At 35.3% G+C, this 19170-nt stretch carries 14 protein-coding genes; 6 read left to right on the top strand and 8 right to left on the bottom strand.

Annotated features, from left to right (window positions below; translation table 11 throughout):
• From ODR02_RS04265 to ODR02_RS04230, 8 genes are all read right to left on the bottom strand, one after another.
• Complete coding sequence (locus ODR02_RS04265; protein ID WP_209786230.1) at positions 1–867, bottom strand: GNAT family N-acetyltransferase; 867 nt, start codon at positions 865–867, stop codon at positions 1–3.
• Positions 857–1258, bottom strand: a complete 402-nt coding sequence (locus ODR02_RS04260) for a sugar 3,4-ketoisomerase (protein ID WP_209786229.1) — start codon at positions 1256–1258, stop codon at positions 857–859. The genes ODR02_RS04265 and ODR02_RS04260 overlap by 11 nt, the downstream gene beginning before the upstream one ends.
• Positions 1255–2514, bottom strand: coding sequence for an ABC transporter ATP-binding protein (locus ODR02_RS04255; protein ID WP_209786228.1), 1260 nt, complete (start codon positions 2512–2514; stop codon positions 1255–1257). The genes ODR02_RS04260 and ODR02_RS04255 overlap by 4 nt, the downstream gene beginning before the upstream one ends.
• 44 nt (positions 2515–2558) lie before the next feature.
• Complete coding sequence (locus ODR02_RS04250) at positions 2559–3407, bottom strand: ABC transporter permease (protein ID WP_209786227.1); 849 nt, start codon at positions 3405–3407, stop codon at positions 2559–2561.
• A 173-nt stretch (positions 3408–3580) separates the two neighbouring features.
• A complete protein-coding gene (gene rfbA / locus ODR02_RS04245; protein WP_309511699.1) occupies positions 3581–4444 on the bottom strand; it encodes a glucose-1-phosphate thymidylyltransferase RfbA in 864 nt (287 codons plus the stop codon).
• Between the two features lie 2 nt (positions 4445–4446).
• Positions 4447–4908, bottom strand: a complete 462-nt coding sequence (locus ODR02_RS04240) for a hypothetical protein (RefSeq protein ID WP_209786225.1) — start codon at positions 4906–4908, stop codon at positions 4447–4449.
• A 1-nt stretch (position 4909) separates the two neighbouring features.
• Positions 4910–5989: a dTDP-glucose 4,6-dehydratase gene (gene rfbB / locus ODR02_RS04235; protein ID WP_209786224.1), complete on the bottom strand. Its 1080-nt coding sequence runs from the start codon at positions 5987–5989 to the stop codon at positions 4910–4912.
• Positions 5990–5993: 4 nt separating this feature from the next.
• Complete coding sequence (locus ODR02_RS04230) at positions 5994–7307, bottom strand: UDP-glucose dehydrogenase family protein (RefSeq protein WP_309511698.1); 1314 nt, start codon at positions 7305–7307, stop codon at positions 5994–5996.
• A gap of 214 nt (positions 7308–7521) precedes the next feature.
• Between ODR02_RS04230 and rimP the strand changes: the two genes are divergently transcribed.
• From rimP to ODR02_RS04200, 6 genes are all read left to right on the top strand, one after another.
• Positions 7522–7989 (top strand): ribosome assembly cofactor RimP, encoded by a 468-nt coding sequence (gene rimP / locus ODR02_RS04225; RefSeq protein ID WP_105683264.1) that lies wholly within the window; start codon positions 7522–7524, stop codon positions 7987–7989.
• A 16-nt stretch (positions 7990–8005) separates the two neighbouring features.
• A complete protein-coding gene (gene nusA, locus ODR02_RS04220; RefSeq protein WP_105683265.1) occupies positions 8006–9241 on the top strand; it encodes a transcription termination factor NusA in 1236 nt (411 codons plus the stop codon).
• Between the two features lie 76 nt (positions 9242–9317).
• Positions 9318–12296, top strand: coding sequence for a translation initiation factor IF-2 (gene infB, locus ODR02_RS04215; protein ID WP_209786222.1), 2979 nt, complete (start codon positions 9318–9320; stop codon positions 12294–12296).
• Positions 12297–12886: 590 nt separating this feature from the next.
• Positions 12887–15682, top strand: a complete 2796-nt coding sequence (locus ODR02_RS04210) for a SusC/RagA family TonB-linked outer membrane protein (RefSeq protein ID WP_209786221.1) — start codon at positions 12887–12889, stop codon at positions 15680–15682.
• 12 nt (positions 15683–15694) lie between these two features.
• Positions 15695–17134, top strand: coding sequence for a RagB/SusD family nutrient uptake outer membrane protein (locus tag ODR02_RS04205; protein WP_309511697.1), 1440 nt, complete (start codon positions 15695–15697; stop codon positions 17132–17134).
• A 92-nt stretch (positions 17135–17226) separates the two neighbouring features.
• Positions 17227–19164: a putative porin gene (locus ODR02_RS04200; protein ID WP_309511696.1), complete on the top strand. Its 1938-nt coding sequence runs from the start codon at positions 17227–17229 to the stop codon at positions 19162–19164.
• Positions 19165–19170: the final 6 nt, after the last annotated feature.

Raw genomic sequence — 19170 nt, 5'->3', positions numbered from 1 at the left:
TTATAAGTTTATGGACATGATGATATTAGAATCTTCAGATTTCTGTTTTACAAAACCAGCTTTCTCATAAGCTTTTATAGCTCTTGTATTTTCTGTTATAACCTTTAAATAGAGACTTTTTAAATTGAATTCTTCTTTGGCAAATTTAAAAATGTGTTTGAAAATTTCAGTACTTAATCCTTTTCCCCAATATTCTTTTTCTCCTATATATCCGAAATATTCGGCAGATTTATCATCCATATTTATGTTTTTAAGACCAGCAACTCCAATAATGGTATTGTTGTACCGGATACCTTTAACCCAATATGTTGGATTTTGATTGAGGGAAGCAAACCATTTTTGTTGGTCATCTTTTGAAAAATCAGGAGTGCTTGTTAAGTGTTTAATTTCCGGTTCATTGAGCCAATCCCAGGATTTACTCAATATTTCCGGAGTATATTCTACAAGGTTAAGTTGATGAAAACTTAAAAAGTCTTCATAATTTCTGATATAATCTTTTTCATTATAAGTATGTGAAGCCAGTACAAGACAAATAGCACCAGAAGAAAAATTAATTTCTGAAGCCCAGATCCCGGGAGGAATATGCAATCCTAAATCAGGACGGTTAAGAAAAACCTGTCGCTTAAATTTTCCATCATCTAAAGAAACTTCAAAACTGCCACTTGCAGCAATCAAAAATTGATGACATTCTTTATGGGAATGAGCTCCTCTGCTTTCACCCCCGGCAATATCATATAAATAGAAAACTCTTTTTACATTAAAAGGAAAAGATGAATTGTTTTCAACCACTGTAAGGTTGCCTTCATCAAAACTGATTTTACCTAAATCAATAACATTACAGTCAAATACAGAAATATTATTTTTCATCAGCCAATATTTTAAATTCTTCGAAATCTCTTATGTAATCACTTTCGTTATACTCTCTGTCGGAAACAATAAGTGCTAGTGAGTTCGTTGAAAAGTTTTCCAATCTTCTCCAAAACATTTTAGGAATATATAAGCCATAGTAAGATCTGTTTAAAGAAAATCTCTGCTCTTCTTTTCCATTATGGATTACCACATCAAAACTTCCTGAAAGAGCAATAATAAACTCTTGCTGTTCTTTGAAAGCATGACTTCCTCTCACTTCTCCTCCGGGTACATCATATACCCAGTATGTTCTCTTTATTTCAAAAGGTAATTGATTGGGATGTTCAAAAAAGGATAGATTTCCTCTTTTATCATATATTTTGGGAAGTTCTATTATTTTGGGGATCATGGTGTTTGTACTTTGTATTCAAAGAATGGTCTGGTGACTCCTGGATAGATGTGCATCATTTTTCCAACTTTTACATTTTCTACTTCAAATCCAATAAATTCGTCAATTCCGTATAAAAGTATTCTCTGATCCTTACCGAAGTAAAGTCTGAAATAATAATTTCCAGCATTCAAAAAACCTGCTGGGATATCAAATTCTACAGAATATTCGCCTACTTTTGAATCGTGATTCTCAGAAACAGATTTTCCAACATGGAAAATTACCAATTCTTCATAATTTTTTAATTCAAATGTTGTGTCAAGCATTATATCCGGGCAGTAGTTTTGGAAAACCAATTTTACACGAATCCCAGAGTCAATATCAATAAGCTTTCCATTGATTGGCGAAACGGAAAATTCTTTTATACGGATATTTTCATTACCCAAAGCTTCATCTAAATTACCATTATAGAAGTAAGAGCTTGCTCTTGCACTACTTTTTTGATATTCTATGATTGTATTTAGAATATCCCCCTGGTAATCGATTTTTCCTTGATTTAAAAGAATTCCTTTTGAACATAATTCTTTAACAGCAGTCATGTTATGACTTACGAAAAGGATCGTTCTACCTTCTCCTCTCGTTACATCATTCATTTTACCGAGACATTTTTTCTGAAATTCTGCATCTCCCACTGCCAATACTTCGTCTACAATAAGGATTTCAGATTCTAAGTGAGCCGCCACTGCAAACGCAAGACGGACATACATTCCTGAAGAATATCTTTTAACAGGAGTATCTATATATCTTTCAACACCTGAAAAATCTACAATCTCGTCAAACTTCCTTTTGATCTCCTTTCTTGTCATTCCTAAAATAGCACCGTTAAGGAAGACATTTTCACGTCCAGTCATTTCAGGGTGGAACCCTGTTCCTACCTCAAGTAAGGATGCAATTCTTCCATGGTTGTATATTTTTCCGGTAGTAGGCTTTGTAACTTTACTTAAAACCTTTAATAAGGTTGATTTTCCTGCTCCATTTCTTCCAATAATTCCAACAGCATCTCCCTGTTCGATTTCAAAATTAATGTCGCGAAGAGACCATACATACTCAGATAATCCTTTTGTTGTTCTGTCATTGGTTTCACCAATTTTCAGATAAGGATCTTCCTTTCCTCTTATTTTATACCAGAATCTGTTGAGATCATGGGAAAGAGTTCCTGTACCCACCTGTCCCAGACGGTATTGTTTTGATATATTTTCTGCTTTTAAAGACAGCATATTCTTAAATGATTTAAAATTAATAAAAAGGTTACTAGTAAAATCTATACGGTGTCCATAAAGGTTTTTTCCACCTTATTGAAGACAACAATTCCTATCACTAAAAGGATCAGAATAATAATTGTGCTGATTCCCAGCATAGCAGGGGAGAAGTCTCCTACACCAATCCATGCATATTTAAAGCATTCAAAAATACCCGTTAAAGGATTATAATAAGCCAGTTTTTTAAAAAATCCAGGGAGTGATGAGACAGGGTATATTACTGGAGTTGCATACATATATAAGCTTACCCCAAATCCTAACAGCATTGCCAAATCTTTATATTTTGTCGTAAGGGAAGAAAATATCATTCCCATTCCTAATGCAAAAAGAGCCATTAAGAATATAAGGAATGGAGTTGCAAGAATCCATACATTAGGATGAACTTCTCCTTTATAGTAATAATAGGCCCATACAATGATGAATAAAACATACTGTACTCCAAACCTCATAAGGTTGGAAAGGACAATCGATAAAGGAGTAACCAGTCTTGGAAAATAGACTTTTCCAAAAATTCCGGCATTCCCTGTAAAAGTAGAAGATGTTGCTACTAATGAAGAAGAAAAATAATTCCAAAGGGTAACACCTGCCAGATAAAAAAGAAGAGGCGGAGCTCCATCTGTAGGCAATTTGGCAATTCTTCCAAAAATAACCAGATATACGATGGTTGTTAAGATGGGATTGATAAAAAACCAGATCGGTCCTAAAATAGTCTGCTTAAAACTGGACACAAAATCTCTTTTTACAAACATATAAACAAGATCTTTGTATCTCCAGACTTCTTTTAGCTTTAAGTCAAATAACGAATGATCAGCATCAATCGTTTCAGTCCACTTCTGTTGTGGTTCATTCATCTGTGTAAGTTTTTGCAAATTTATAATAATTAATTCTTACCGTATTTCTTAGTTTATGAATTTTCATTGTCAATAAAACTAAAAATCAACAACTAATATATTGATATTTGACGGTATGAACAAAAACTATTGGCCATAAAGCCAATAGTGTGCAAATTTTATAAACTATATTGTTATTTTTCTATAAGCTGTTTCAGGTATTCACCATAACCGCTTTTTCCGTATTTAGTAGCTGTTTTCAGAAGTTTTTCTTCATCAATGAATTTGTTTCTGAAGGCAATTTCTTCAATACACCCGATCTTGAATCCCTGTCTTTTTTCAATAACACTTACAAATTCTGAAGCATCATGAAGAGAATCGAATGTTCCGGTATCCAGCCATGCCGTACCTCTGTCCAGAACAGCTACTTCAAGCTTTTCGTTATTTAAATAAACATTATTGACATCGGTAATTTCCAGTTCTCCTCTTGCGGAAGGTTGGATGTTTTTGGCAATTTCCACTACTGTATTATCATAGAAATATAAACCGGGAACAGCATAATTTGATTTAGGCTTTAAAGGCTTTTCTTCAATAGAAACAGCTTTAAGATCTTTGTCAAATTCTACAACCCCATATCTTTCCGGATCTGCAACATGGTAAGCGAAAACAACACCTCCCTCAGGATTGGTTTTATTCTTAAGCAACGTTCCCATTTCCGAACCGTAGAAAATATTATCACCCAATACCAGTGCAGCGGGATCATTACCAATAAACTGTTCACCCAGAATAAAAGCTTGTGCTAAACCGTCCGGGCTAGGCTGTACAACATATTCTATATTACAGCCGATTTGGGAACCGTCACCCAAAAGTTTGATAAAACCTGCCTGGTCATGTGGAGTAGTGATGATGAGAATATCCTTTATTCCTGCTAAAAGTAATGTGGAAAGAGGATAGTAGATCATGGGTTTGTCGTAAACAGGCATCAGCTGCTTGCTTACTGCGATTGTTAGAGGGTAAAGTCTTGTTCCGGAACCTCCGGCTAATATTATTCCTTTCATTTTTATTGTGTGGATTTTTCTTTTAAAATCTTATTGACTTCATGGCTGATTTCATTGTCCAGATTATGAATTATAATATCTGAGGAAAATATATAATTACTGGATTTCAAATTCGGATTTTCATCATAAAATTGAATCAAATTCATCAGATTCTTTTCAGTCAAATTCATGAAATCAAAATAGAGTTTATCTTTTTCTGAATAATTATGTCTTATTCTATTAAGGATGATTTTCTTTTCTTCTGTATTTAAAATTTCGAAATTTTTACCATTTTCATGCTGCATAGACTTTCTGAACAATAGTAAGTTGGCTGTTTTCATCAATGAGTCATTATATCCACTTACTTCAATAAGCTTATCAATAAGTTTCTTTTGGGTTTCAGTGGGATATTTGGTCTGAATGACAGATTGCGAATACAACAAAGCTGAGAAAATCACGAAAAATATAAATAAGTACTTTTTCATTTTACGAATATTGCTTTTCGTAATACTTTTGGTAATCTCCGCTGGTTACATTTTCAAGCCATTCTTTGTTTTCCAGATACCAGTTGATGGTTTTTCCTAAACCTTCTTCGAAAGTTACCGATGGTTTCCAGCCTAAATCTTTATTTAATTTTGTGGCATCAATGGCGTAACGTTTATCATGACCTGGTCTGTCTTTTACAAAAGTGATCAGTTTCTCAGAATAGCCTTCCGGTCTTTCCAGTTTGGCATCCATTTGTTTAATCAGCTCTTTTACAAGATCAATATTTTGCCACTCATTGAATCCTCCAATATTATAGGTCTCACCGGTTTTTGCTTCCTTAAAAATCTGATGAATGGCTCTGGCATGGTCAATGACAAATAACCAGTCTCTGGTGTACTTTCCGTCACCATAAATAGGAAGCGGTTTTTCGTTGATAATATTAGAAATACAAAGTGGAATCAGCTTTTCAGGGAAATGATTCGGGCCGTAGTTGTTAGAACAGTTCGATACGATGAATGGCATTCCATAGGTATTTCCATACGCTCTTACCAGATGGTCTGAAGCCGCTTTTGAAGCGGAATATGGTGATTGAGGGTCATAGGATGTTGTTTCTAAAAAGAAACCTGTTTCCCCTAAGCTTCCATATACTTCATCTGTAGAAATGTGATAAAAAAGGTTGTTTCTTTTTTCATCCGGGAATCTGCCATGAGTATGATCAGGATTTAATGTCCAGAACTCTTTACAAAGATTAAGAAGATTAGCTGTTCCGTTTACATTGGTATTGATAAACGCCATTGGATCGGTAATACTTCTGTCTACGTGGCTTTCTGCTGCTAAATGTACAACAGCATCAGGGTTGTATTTTTCAAAAACTTTTCTGAGTTCTTCGGGTTTTGTAATATCTGCTTTTTCGAAAACATAATTGGGTTCATCTTCAATGTCCTTTAAGTTTTCCAGATTTCCGGCGTAGGTAAGAGCATCGAGATTGATGATCTTAGTATCCGGATTGTTTTTTACAAATTCTCTTACAACGTGGGAGCCGATAAATCCGGCACCTCCTGTAATGATAATGTTTTTCATTTATTTATTTTGAGATGGTCTTTCTTCCTATACTTTTATAATGGAATCCGTTTTGTTCAGGGATTTCCAAGGGATACATATTTCTACCGTCAAAAATGACTTTGTTTTTCATTTTTTTAGCCATAAGCTCAAAATTAGGATTTTTGAATTCAGGCCATTCTGTAGCAATAAATAATGCGTCTGCATCTTCCAGTGCATCATACATTCCTTTGGCATATTGTATTTTATTGGCTAGAAGTTTTTGAACATTGCTTTCTGCTACGGCATCATACGCTATAATCTCCGCTCCTTTCTCCAGCAGAAGCGCGATATTGTCTAAAGACGAAGCTTCTCTGATGTCGTCTGTGTTTGCTTTGAAGGCGAGTCCCCACATGGCAATTTTCTTTCCTTCAATATTTCCGCCAAAATATTTTTCAATTTCAGAGACTAAGATTACTTTCTGGGTTGTATTTACTTTTTCCGTAGCTTCAAGAATCTGGAAATTAAAATCTTCCTGCTTTCCGGATTTTATAAGAGCTTTTACATCTTTAGGGAAACAGCTTCCGCCATATCCGATTCCCGGGAATAAGAATCTATGCCCGATTCTGTCATCACTACCCATTCCCAGTCTTACCTTGTCTACATCAGCGCCTACTTTTTCACAATAGTTGGCAATCTCATTCATAAAGGTGATTTTTACCGCTAAAAATGAATTCGCGGCATATTTGGTAAGTTCTGAAGACTTCTCATCCATAAAAATAATAGGAATTCCGATATTGGTGAAAGGCTGATATATTTTAGACATAATATCTTTTGCTCTTTCTGAGCTGGCACCTACAACGACTCTTGAGGGATTCATGGAGTCTTCAACGGCAAAGCCTTCTCTTAAGAATTCAGGATTTGAAACGACATCAAAAGGAATGTCTGTTTTAGAAGAGATCGTTTCTCTTACCCTGTCTGCGGTTCCTACAGGAACAGTACTTTTATTTACAATGACTTTGTACTCAGTCATCAGATCACCAATATTATTAGCTACCTGAAGGATATAAGATAAATCTGCAGATCCGTCTTCACCCGGAGGGGTTGGCAGTGCAAGATATATTACTTCGCTTTTGTCTAAAGCTTCCTTAAGGTTGGTAGTGAAAAATAATCTTTCAGACTGGATGTTTCTTAAAAACATTTCTTCAAGGTTCGGCTCATAGATGGGAACAACGCCGTTTTTCATACCTTCTACTTTTTTTTCATCAATATCAACACAGTATACTGAATTGCCAAGTTCTGCCAGAGTAGTTCCTGTAACTAATCCCACATAACCTGTTCCTACAATCGTTATATTCAAAATGTTTGTTTTAAAATTCTAAAGACAAAAGTAATAAAAATCCTCTGACATATTCTTTTAATTTATTGTAAATGAATCTGGCGCTATTTACTTGATACTTAAGATAATTTTGTGTTTTTAGAAAAAAAGCTTATATTTGCAATGGATTTACGGAAAAAATGGGAAGGCTTCGGAAGAAAGCCTTTTTTCGTACTGTAAATCAAGATAAAAATATATGGAGTTTAGAAAAAGAATTGAAGAATTATTAAATGAATTCCTTGAGACCAGAAAAGATCTGTTTCTTATTGATCTTAAAATTTCTGCAGGGGATGATATTACAGTGATTTTGGATGGTGATAACGGAGTTTCTTTGCAGGATTGTCTTGATGCAAGCCGCGCAATTGAATTTAATATGGATCGTGAAGAGCATGACTTTAGCCTTCAGGTGATGTCTGCAGGACTGAGCGAGCCATTATCCACACCAAGACAATTCGGTAAAAATATTGGAAGAGAAATTGAGGTAATGCTGGAAGATTCTTCTAAAATTGAAGGAGAATTGTCAAAAGTAGATGATGAGAAGATCACACTTGTTTTACGTTACCGCAAGCCGAAAGATATCGGAAAAGGAAAAGTAGATGTGGAGGAAGAGAAAGAGATTTCTTATCCTGAGATCAAAAAAGCATTAGTAGTAATTAAATTTTAAAAAGAAAAAAGAATAGATGGATAATATAGCGTTGATTGAATCCTTTGGTGATTTTAAAGACGAAAAGGGGATCAGTAAGATTGATCTTATGGCAATTATTGAAGATTCACTGAAGACTCTTTTAAGAAAGAGATTTGATTCAGATGATCATTTTGATGTGATTGTAAACCCGGATAAAGGAGATTTTCAGATATTTTTAAATAAAACAATTGTAGAGGACGAAATGTCTGAAGATGATGATTTGGAAATTGAAATTTCTGAAGCTAAGAAGATTGACCCTACCTTCGAAGTAGGTGAGGACTTTACAATGGAAATTCCTGTTGCGCAATTGGGAAGAAGAAATATTCTTACCCTTAAGCAGATTCTGGCTACAAAACTTCAGGAGCATAATAATGCAATGCTGTACGAACAGTTTAGAGATAAAATTGGGGAAATTGTTGTAGGGGAAATCCACCATATCCGTCACAAGCATGTGATTTTGTTGGATGATGAAGGAAATGAATTTATTTTACCAAAAGAAAACCAGATCCCATCCGATTTCTTTAAAAAGGGTGAGAATATCAGAGCTATTGTTGAGACAGTAGATTTTAAAGGTTCTAAACCACAGATTATTATTTCCAGAACTGCACCTAAATTCCTTGAGAAGTTATTAGAGCTGGAAATTCCTGAGATCCAGGACGGAACAATTATGCTGAAAAAGGTAGTAAGAATTCCTGGTGAAAAGGCGAAGATTGCAGTAGATGCTTATGATGACAGAATTGATCCGGTAGGAGCTTGTGTTGGGGTGAAAGGATCCAGAATTCATGGTGTTGTAAGAGAGTTGAGAAATGAAAACATCGATGTTATTCAGTGGTCTAAAAACCCTGAGATTTTGGTGAAGAGAGCATTAGGAAATGTTACCATCAATAAAATTGACATCAATGAGGAACAAAACTATGCACTAGTATATACTCCTGTTGAAGAGATTTCTAAAGTAATTGGAAAACAAGGACAGAATATTAGACTGGCTTCTTGGTTGTCAGGATATGAGATTGATGTGTACAGAGAGTCCAGCGAGGATGATGATGTTGAATTGAGAGAATTTAACGACGATATCGAGCAGTGGATTTTGGATGAGTTTAAGAAAGTAGGACTTACAACTGCAAAATCAGTATTGGATAAAGAAACTGAGAGTCTTTTAAATATGGTTGACCTTGAAGAAGAAACAATCGAAGAGGTTAAACGTATTCTGAGAGAAGAATTTGAAGATTAAGATTTTAAATAAATTTTAATAAACAGTAAAAAAGAAATACTTTAATTTTAAAAATTAAAAACAGTAAATAATATAAATGCCAAAAATTAGATTAAATAAAGCGGTTAAGGAATTCAATATTTCGATGTCCAGATTAGTAGAGTTTTTACAATCAAAGGGTATCGAAGTTGAAAGCAATCCTAACGCTCAATTGGAAGAATCGGCATATTCTGCATTGGAGGCTGAGTTTGCTAAAGACGGCGAACAAAGAAAGGCTTCCCATGAGGTGGTGATCACTAAAGTTCCGGAAGAAAAACTGGAAATTGAAGAAAAGAAAACCCCTGAAGTGATAAGAGCTAAAGCAAATAAACCAGAAACTAGAATTTTAGGTAAAATAGAGTTAGAACCTAAGAAGCCTGAAGTTGAAGAAGCTCCTGCAGCTCCTGTGGCTCCTGTTGCAGCACCGGTTGAAGAAAAGAAAGAAGAAATCGTGAAAGAAGAACAACAGCCGGAAGTTAAAGCAGTACCTGAAAAGCAGGAATTTAAAGTTTTGGATAAAATTGATTTGTCTCAAATAGAATCTAGAAACAGACCTGTGAAAAAAGACAAGCCAAAAATGGAGGAGAAAAAAGAAGAAGTTAAACCTGTGGAACCTGTAAAAGAAACTCCAAAACCAGTAGTTGTAGAGGAGAAAAAAGTGGAAACTCCAAAAGTAGAGGCTGAGCCTGAATCTCAGGAACCACAGAAAATTGAGACAGTATATCAGAAACTTGATGGTCCTAAGATCGTTGGGGAAAAGATTGACTTAACTCAGTTTGCGCCGAAGCCAGGTGCCGGAGCAAAAAAGAAAAGAAAGAGAATTGAAAAACCTGGTGGCCAGAATAACCAACAAGGTCAGGGGAATAATCAAAACTCAGGAAATAATAATAACAATAACCAAGGTGGTCAAGGCCAAGGAAACCGTCCGCAAGGTCAGGGTGGACAAGGTGGAAACCGCCAGGGTCAGGGTGGTCAAGGAAACCGTCCGCAAGGTCAGGGAGGCCAGGGTGGAAACCGTTTTGGAAATAACCAGGGTGGTGGAAACCGTCAGGGCCAAGGTGGTGGTGGCTTCAAAAAAGGAGGCCAGAACAACAGACCTGGACAAAGAGTTATGCCAGTTGAGCTTACTGACGAACAAGTTAAAAACCAGATCAAAGAAACATTAGAAAAACTTACTAATAAAGGAGGGAAATCTAAATCTGCAAAACACAGAAAAGACAAAAGAACTTTCCGTAGAGAGCAGGATGAGCGTCAGCAGGAGCTTGAAGCACAAGACAGAACTCTTAAAGTAACAGAATTCATCACAGTAGGTGAACTGGCTAGTTTGATGAATGTTTCTCCAACTGAAGTAATCTCTGCTTGTTTCTCATTAGGGGTAATGGTTACCATGAACCAGAGACTTGAAGCTGATACCTTATTATTAGTAGCAGATGAATTTGGTTACAAAATTGAATTCTCGGATGCTGATCTTGAAGATACGGATTCAGAAGAAGAAGTGGATACTGAAGAAAGCCTATTGCAAAGAGCTCCTGTAGTTACTGTAATGGGACACGTTGACCACGGTAAGACTTCATTATTGGACTACGTGAGAAAAACCAACGTAATTGCTGGGGAATCAGGAGGAATTACACAGCACATTGGTGCTTATAATGTGAAACTGGAAAACGGTCAGAGAATTACCTTCTTAGATACACCTGGTCACGAAGCCTTTACAGCGATGAGAGCAAGAGGTGCACAGATCACGGATATTGCAATTATTGTAATTGCTGCTGATGATGATGTGATGCCACAGACGAAAGAAGCTATTGCTCACGCTCAGGCTGCTCAGGTTCCAATGATTATTGCAATCAATAAAGTTGATAAACCGAACGCAAACCCTGATAACATCCGTCAACAGCTTTCAGGCTTAAACCCTCCGGTTTTAGTAGAAGAATGGGGTGGTAATGTTCAGGCGCAGGAGATTTCGGCTAAATTTGGTAACAATGTAGATGTATTGTTAGAGAAAGTTTTACTACAGGCTGAAATGCTTGAGTTGAAAGCAAACCCTGAACGTGCAGCAAATGGAGTTGTTATTGAAGCATCTTTAGATAAAGGTAGAGGTTATGTAGCAACAATGTTGGTACAAACCGGAACTCTAAGAGTGGGTGATTATGTAGTAGCAGGTAAAAATCACGGTAAAGTAAAAGCTTTGCTTGATGAAAGAGGTAAAAACCTTAATGAAGCAGGACCATCTATTCCGGCAACGATCTTAGGATTGGACGGAGCACCTACTGCAGGTGATAAGTTCCGAGTATATGCTGATGAAAGTGAAGGTAAGGCTATTGCCAACAAGAGAGAACAGTTACAGAGAGAATTGTCAATCAGAACCAAGAAACATACAACACTTGAGGAATTAGGTAGACGTATTGCTTTAGGAGAATTCAAAGAATTGAATATTATCCTGAAAGGAGACGTGGATGGTTCTGTAGAAGCTCTTTCTGATCAGTTACAAAGATTGTCAACAGAGGAAATCAGTGTGAAAATTCTTCACTCAGGGGTTGGACAGATCACTGAATCTGATATCAACCTAGCGGCAGCGTCAGATGCTATTATCATTGGATTCAATGTGAGAGCAGGTGCTAATGCAAAAGAACTTGCAGACCGTGAAGAAATTGAGATCAGAACATATTCTGTAATCTATAAAGCCATTGATGAGGTAAAAGAAGCAATGGAAGGAATGCTTTCGCCGGAAATTCAGGAGCAGGTAATTGGTAATGTTGAAATCCGTGAAGTATTCAAAATTTCTAAAGTGGGAACAATTGCAGGTTGTATGGTTCTTACCGGAAAAGTAACAAGACAATCCAAAGTACGTCTGTTAAGAGATGGTATTGTTAAATTCGACGGAGAGCTTGAAAGCTTAAAACGTTTCAAAGATGATGTGAAGGAAGTAACAAAAGGTTACGAATGTGGACTGAACCTTAAAGGATATAATGATATTGAAACAGGCGATATTCTTGAAGTATACGAAGAAGTAGCTGTTAAGAAAAAACTTAAATAATATCTTAGTATAATAGATAAAAGTGCCATCTCATGAGATGGCACTTTTTTTTTATGTCTTTTATAAAGGTGTCAAGTATTTTATTAGTCTTATTTCTTGTATTGGTTAATTTTTTTCAGTTAGAATATTTCGGTGCTTTTATATGTTGATATGTGATTTTTTATGTAACCCATTGGCTACACGCTTAGCATTTTGATACTTTTATGCGAGACTTTCCAAAATTCATTACATCAACATTATGGAAAAAAGATGGTTTGGTGATAATTGGTTGAGATTGTGAATGAAATATGGGGATTTTCTTCTTTTTATATGTAAATATGGTCTTAAAAGCTAAATTTATTCAATATTTTAGTTTAGAATGATTATAAATAAAAAAATATCAATTTATGAATTAGATATTTAAAGTGTTTGTTTTTATATTTTGTTTGAATTTTAAGCTTTTTTGTCCTTTTAAAATTGCGATATATTTATAATTTAAGCTATAATCACTGTTTGTTGTTAAAAATATCTCATTTTATGTAAGTTAAAAATTTGCTAGTGTTAATATTTATTAACATATTTGTTGCTAAAATATATTAAAATTTGTTAATATGAATGTTAAATTATGTGTATTGAGTGCAGGAGTTATGTTCTTTTTAGGACAATCCGCTTTTGCGCAAACAACTAAAAAAGATACAGCAAATACTAAAGTAATTGATGAGATTGTTGTAGTTGGGGTACAAAAAAAGAAAAAAGAAGAAGTTACCCAAGCTGTTTCTGTAGTATCTGGTGAAGAATTAACTAGAATGTCAGCTTCAAGTACAGGTATTACAAACATGCTTCAAGGTAAGATGTCAGGTTTGCAGGTGTCTACAAACTCTGGTAAGCCAGGAGAACCAGGATCAATTAGAATTAGAGGAGCTATTAACGTTTCTTCTACTTTAGGAGCATCTGATCCATTATTTGTGGTTGATGGTGTTTACATGACTCAACGTCAGTTTAACTCGATCCCTCCAACAGATATTGAAAGTGTTACAGAATTGAAAGATGCAGCTTCTACAGCTGTATATGGAGCTAGAGCAGCAAACGGGGTTATCGTAGTTACCACTAAAAGAGGTAAGTTAGGAAAACCTGCCATTACATATGATACAAGATTTGGTTTTGCTTATAAGCCAAAAGATATCAACTTCAAAATGATGAATACTGCACAAAAGATTCAGTTTGAAGATGAGATGTCTACTATTGGAATTAATCCAAACCCACTTTATACAGAGCAGGAAAAAGCTCAGTTGCTAGCACAAGATCATGATTGGTCAAAAGAAATTTTAAGAAACTCAAGCATTCAATACCACAACTTATCTGTAAGAGGTGGAGGAGATAAAAACTCATATTATGCTTCTATCGGTTATGATTCTGACTCAGGGATCCTACAAGAATTAGAGGGTTTCAAAAGATATAATGCAAGATTTAACTTCGACCAGAAGATTACTGATAAAATGAAGTTAGGTTTTGATTTTGGTATCGTAAATGTTAAGACCCAGGATCAACGTTTTTCATATAACGCATTAAGCCCATTCTATTCAGTATATTCATTGAATCCATATGAGCCAATTTATAATCCAAATGGTTCATTTAACCCTACAACAAACTCTATTAACCCAATTGACCTTAGAAGAAATGAGGTGACAACAGATTGGAGAACTAGATTGTCAGGACAGGTTTTTGGTACATACGAATTCTTTAAAGGATTATCATTTAAATCTACTTTCGGTACGATCTATGACCTTAGAAAAAACAAATATGTTGTAAGAAAAGGTTCAGATATTGCTAAAGTATATGGATATCCGGATGGAAGTATCAGAGATACTAGATCAGATTTCTGGACATATGTATTTAACAACAGATTCGACTTTACAAGATCTTTTGGACAACATAAAGTATCTGCAGTTGCTGCATTTGAATATAGCCAGGAACAATTCGGTAGTTTATCCGGTACAAAAAGAGTTATGCTAGGACCAGATATTACTGACGTAGGTTCTGCAGCTACTCCATTTGCTGTTACAGGTAATACAACTACAACAAACTACGTGAGTTTATTAGGAGTTGTTGACTATAACTACGCTAATAGATATATTGTATCAGGATCCATCAGACGAGATGGAAACTCAAGATTAGGAGAAGGTAATAAATATGGTAACTTCTGGTCTGCTTCAGCAGCATGGAACTTAGCAAAAGAATCTTTCTTTGATGTACCTTTCTTCAATGATATCAAATTCAGATATAGTATTGGTACAACAGGTAATATCTCTGCTCTTGCTGATTACCAAAACCTTATTTCTATTGTATCTGGTGACTATGGTTTAGATCCTACATCAGGTCCTTCTAATAACGTAGGAAATAAAAACCTTAAATGGGAATCTAAAACATCTCAAAACTTAGGGGTTGACTTTGTAATGTGGAATAACAGAGTTAAACTAAGTGCGGAAGTATTTAAGGATGACAGAAAAGATTTCCTTTATGCAATTCCAAGTACTCAATATGAAGGTGGAGGATATTTATTCTCGAGTGTTACTAATGCCGGAAATATTGAAATCAAAGGTTTAGAATCTGAATTAAATGTTGATATCATCAGAAGTAAAGATATTGACTGGTCAGTAAGAGGAAACATTTCAATGCTTAAATATAATGTGAAGAGCTTGTATGGAACTAACACTCAGCTTAGTTTAGACGGTTACACATTTATGAGTATCGGAAATGAGCCAACAGTATTTAAAATGGTTAAAAGTGCAGGGGTAGATCCTACTAATGGAGATGCATTGTACTACAAACTTGATGGCTCTATCACCAATGTATATAGCTCAGGTGATGCTCAGTTCTTACCAGGAAAATCTACATTACCAAGTGCTTATGGAGGTTTTGGAACAACTTTCAGATATAAAGGATTTGACTTAAATGCAGATTTCTCTTTCCAGACAGGAGGATATAGCTACAATATTGTAGGACAAAACCTTGTTGACTTCTCTGCTTATAACCAAAACTTAAGCACAGATGCATTTAACTACTGGAAAAACCCAGGTGATAAGGATGTATTGCCAAAACCTAACGTAAATGGTCTTCAAACAACAGATCAATTCTTACAAAAAACAGATTTCGTAAGACTAAGATCAGTAGAAATTGGATATACATTTGATAAGAAATTCTTAGGTGAGAAACTTCCTGTAAACAGTATCAGAGTATACGGTTCTGGTCAGAACTTAGCGCTTTGGACTAACTTTACAGGGGATCCAGAAATCGCTGTAGCTTCTGAAACTCAGATTAACAATGGAGCATTTATTCCAGGAGCTTTAAGCTTATACAACTATCCAAATACAAGAACATTCCTAATGGGAGTGCAAGTTAACTTCTAATTCAATTTTATCATGAAAAAAAATATAGTAAGAATAGTATTATTTGCATCACTTGCTTTCACCGCAACATCTTGTACTGATGATTTAAGTGTACAGCCAAATGATAGACTGATTGTAGATAACTATTATACAACTGAAGGAGATTTCAGAAGAGGTGTTGATTATGCTTATGATGCATTCAAAGCAGGAGGGTACTATGCTGGAGATAATAGCCAATTAATTATTCCAGATATTCTTTCAGATAACTTAATTCAGAATCCTCAGGGAAGAAGATCTAATAATGATGGTTACAACTTAAACTTTGCTGGAAACGTAGGAGAGATTACTTCTGTGTATGGAGCAGGTTATGCTGTGGCAGCTAGAGCTAATGCAGTTCTTGATAAGATTAATAATTTACCTGCAGGAGCATTCAGAACCAATATCGAAGCTGAAGCAAGAGGTCTTCGTGCAATTACTCACTTTGATATTGTTAGAAGATATTGTAAAATACCTACTCAGTCTGCTGATGCGGGAACTTCAATGGGTATTGCATATGTAGATAAATTCGATCCGTTTTTAATAACGACAAGAAACTTAAACGTAAATCAGGTTTATGACAGAATTCTTGATGATTTACTTTTCGCTGAACAAAACATTACGCAATCAGCAAATGTTGGTAAACTGACAAAAGCTGCTGTACAAGGTATGTTATCAAGAGTATATCTATATAAAGGTGACTATGATAATGCGATTCTTTGGGGACAAAAATCTATCGCTTTGAAACCAAGTGTAGGAGCAATCGGAACTTTCAAAAATATCTGGAACGATACTTCTACTGATGGAGTATTATTCAAAGTATTGAACTCAAGTATTGAAAACATTAAAACAGGTTCTGCTTATAACCAGACTGTAGGAGGTCAGATTAAGTCGGAATATGTTGTTGACTATGATCTATATACTAAATTCCTAGATACAGATATCAGAAAATCTTCTTATATTATAACTTCTCCTTTTAATGGTAAGAACTATAATAACGTAATTAAATACAAACAAGCTACAGACAAGCCAATTGAAGCTGTGGATGTTAAGTATTTAAGAACTTCAGAAGTAGTTTTAAATGTTGCTGAAGCAATGTTTAAGAAAGGAAATGAAGCTGGAGCTCTAGGGTTATTAAATACATTAAGAGCACAAAGATATACTGGTTTTGTTCCAGGAACAGAATCTGGTCAAAATCTTTGGAATGCAATTATGTTACAGAGAAGATTAGAGTTAGCATTTGAAACAGACAGATTCTTTACATTAAAGAGACTTGCTCTACCTATTCAAAGATCTAACTTCGGTCCGGAATCTAATGGAGCAGGAAACCCGGCGACTGTTTTGTCGCTTCCTGTTGCAAGTCATAAGTGGCAATTACCAATTCCTCAAGGAGCAATTGATAACAATCCACAGATTCAGCAAAACCCTGGTTATTAATCATAGAATAATCATTCAATATAGAACCCCTGCTCAAAGCAGGGGTTTTTTATGTTCTTTTATTTCTTATTTTTGCTGTACAATAATCAATAATGAAGTACATCCTTTTCATACTCTTCTCTTTAGGTTTTATAGCCAAGGCTCAGGTTGTTAATAAAGCAGACGCTAAGCCTCAACCACAGAAAGAAGACACCCTTGTGATTGATTCCGGGAAGAAAGATTCCCTGAAAATTTTCAAACCTACCATTAATGATTACCAGTATCAGACTCAGTTTTCCGAAAAGAAAGTTTTTGATACGGTAATGACTTTTGATAAAACGTATATCTTTTCACAACAAAATAATAAAGATAACTTTGGAAGAGTACAGCCTGCCAATATTGGCTCTGGATTTAACCCTCTTGTATTCGAAGTAAATGCTGAGGAAAACCTTTCCTTATTGCCATCCAATAAATCGTATATGATCATTGGAGCAAATGATGTGAAATATTACGATGTAAAAACACCTACCGCTACCTTTGTTTATCACAATGCCATGCGAAACGGAGCCGCTCTAAGATCTACCTACACCCAGAACATCGGGAAAAGATTCAATTTTGCCCTTGAATACATGGGACTTCGTTCTCAGGGACTTTACAGAAACTCATTGTCAGCAAATAATAATACCCTTTTCTCAGGACACTATGTTTCAAAAAGTGGCAATTATGAGCTCTTTGCTCACTATCTTCACCAGAATGTAAACAATCAGGAAAGTGGTGGTATTACAGAGGATAACCTGTTTATGAATGGGGATAGTAATTATAGCAACAGGCAAAACGCACAGGTAAATCTGGCCTCTTCAAGCTCGCAGTTTTCTTACAGAAGATACTATCTGAGCCATCAGTTTACGCCTTTCAACTCCGGGAAATTTCCTTTCAGCATAAGACATATTATTTCTCATCAGGGGAATAAATATTATTATAACCAAACTGGATTGGAGTCTTATTGGTATGATGATCCTACGGATTTAGTGAATGGGTTTCCACTGACAACCAAAAAATACTCTGAAAACTTCAGTAATACATTAAGCTTGATTTTTAATAATGAAAAATTCAAACTGGATGCCGGGGTACGCTATCAGATGATCAAATTAGGAATAAGAGACGTTGTTGCCCTTAATGGAGTACCTTTCCCGGGTGAGCTAAAAGAAAACAGAATTGGAGCTGTAGGAAATCTGCAGGTAAAACTTTGGGATAAAATCCAGCTGAACTCATTCCTTGAATTTTCAAACGGAAGCCAGTTTAAAAGTTACCTGAAAACAACCAATAATCTGAAGTTTGAACCTATCAAAGATTATTTTGTTAATGCAAAAGTGAACTTCCAGAGTGCATACCCTTCATTCAATTACTTACTGAATACTTCCGTTTACAATAATTTCAATTACTACCTTGAAAATGCAAAGAACCAATCTGTAATGGAAGTGGGAGGAAGTATTAATCTAAAATGGTTTAAAACAGAAATCTTTGCCAATTATTTCAGAATTGATAACTATACTTATTTTGACAGTAACGGAAGTCCTAAGCAAAGTAATAACTCAGTGAATATCTCTCAGATTGGAGGAGATGCTACTTTCAGCTTCAACAAATTCCATCTGAATACAAGAGTGCATTTCCAGAATACTTTAACAAACAAAGAACTGCTTCCTATGCCAGGCTTTATTGGGAGAGCCAATTTCTTCTACCAGACACAGGCTTTCAAAAAAGCAGCAGAAATTCAGGCAGGAGTTAAAGTATACTATTTTTCTAAATTTGCATCAAGAGATTATTTCCCTGTTCTTAACGAATATATCCTTCCTAACGCCAATTCATTTTCAATTGGAGGACAGCCTATCGCCGATATCTATATTAATATGAAAGTGAAAAAAATGTTCTTTTTCATAGAAGGTCAGCAGATAGGAACTGTTATTTCCAATAACAAAGCATATGCATTTCCACATTATCCGGTGTATGATTTCAGATTGAATATTGGAATTGTGTGGTATTTGTTCAACTAAAAACTA

Source organism: Chryseobacterium sp. CFS2, from assembly GCF_036543225.1.
Lineage (GTDB): Bacteria > Bacteroidota > Bacteroidia > Flavobacteriales > Weeksellaceae > Chryseobacterium > Chryseobacterium culicis_A.
This window is presented reverse-complemented; position numbering and strand designations above follow the sequence as displayed.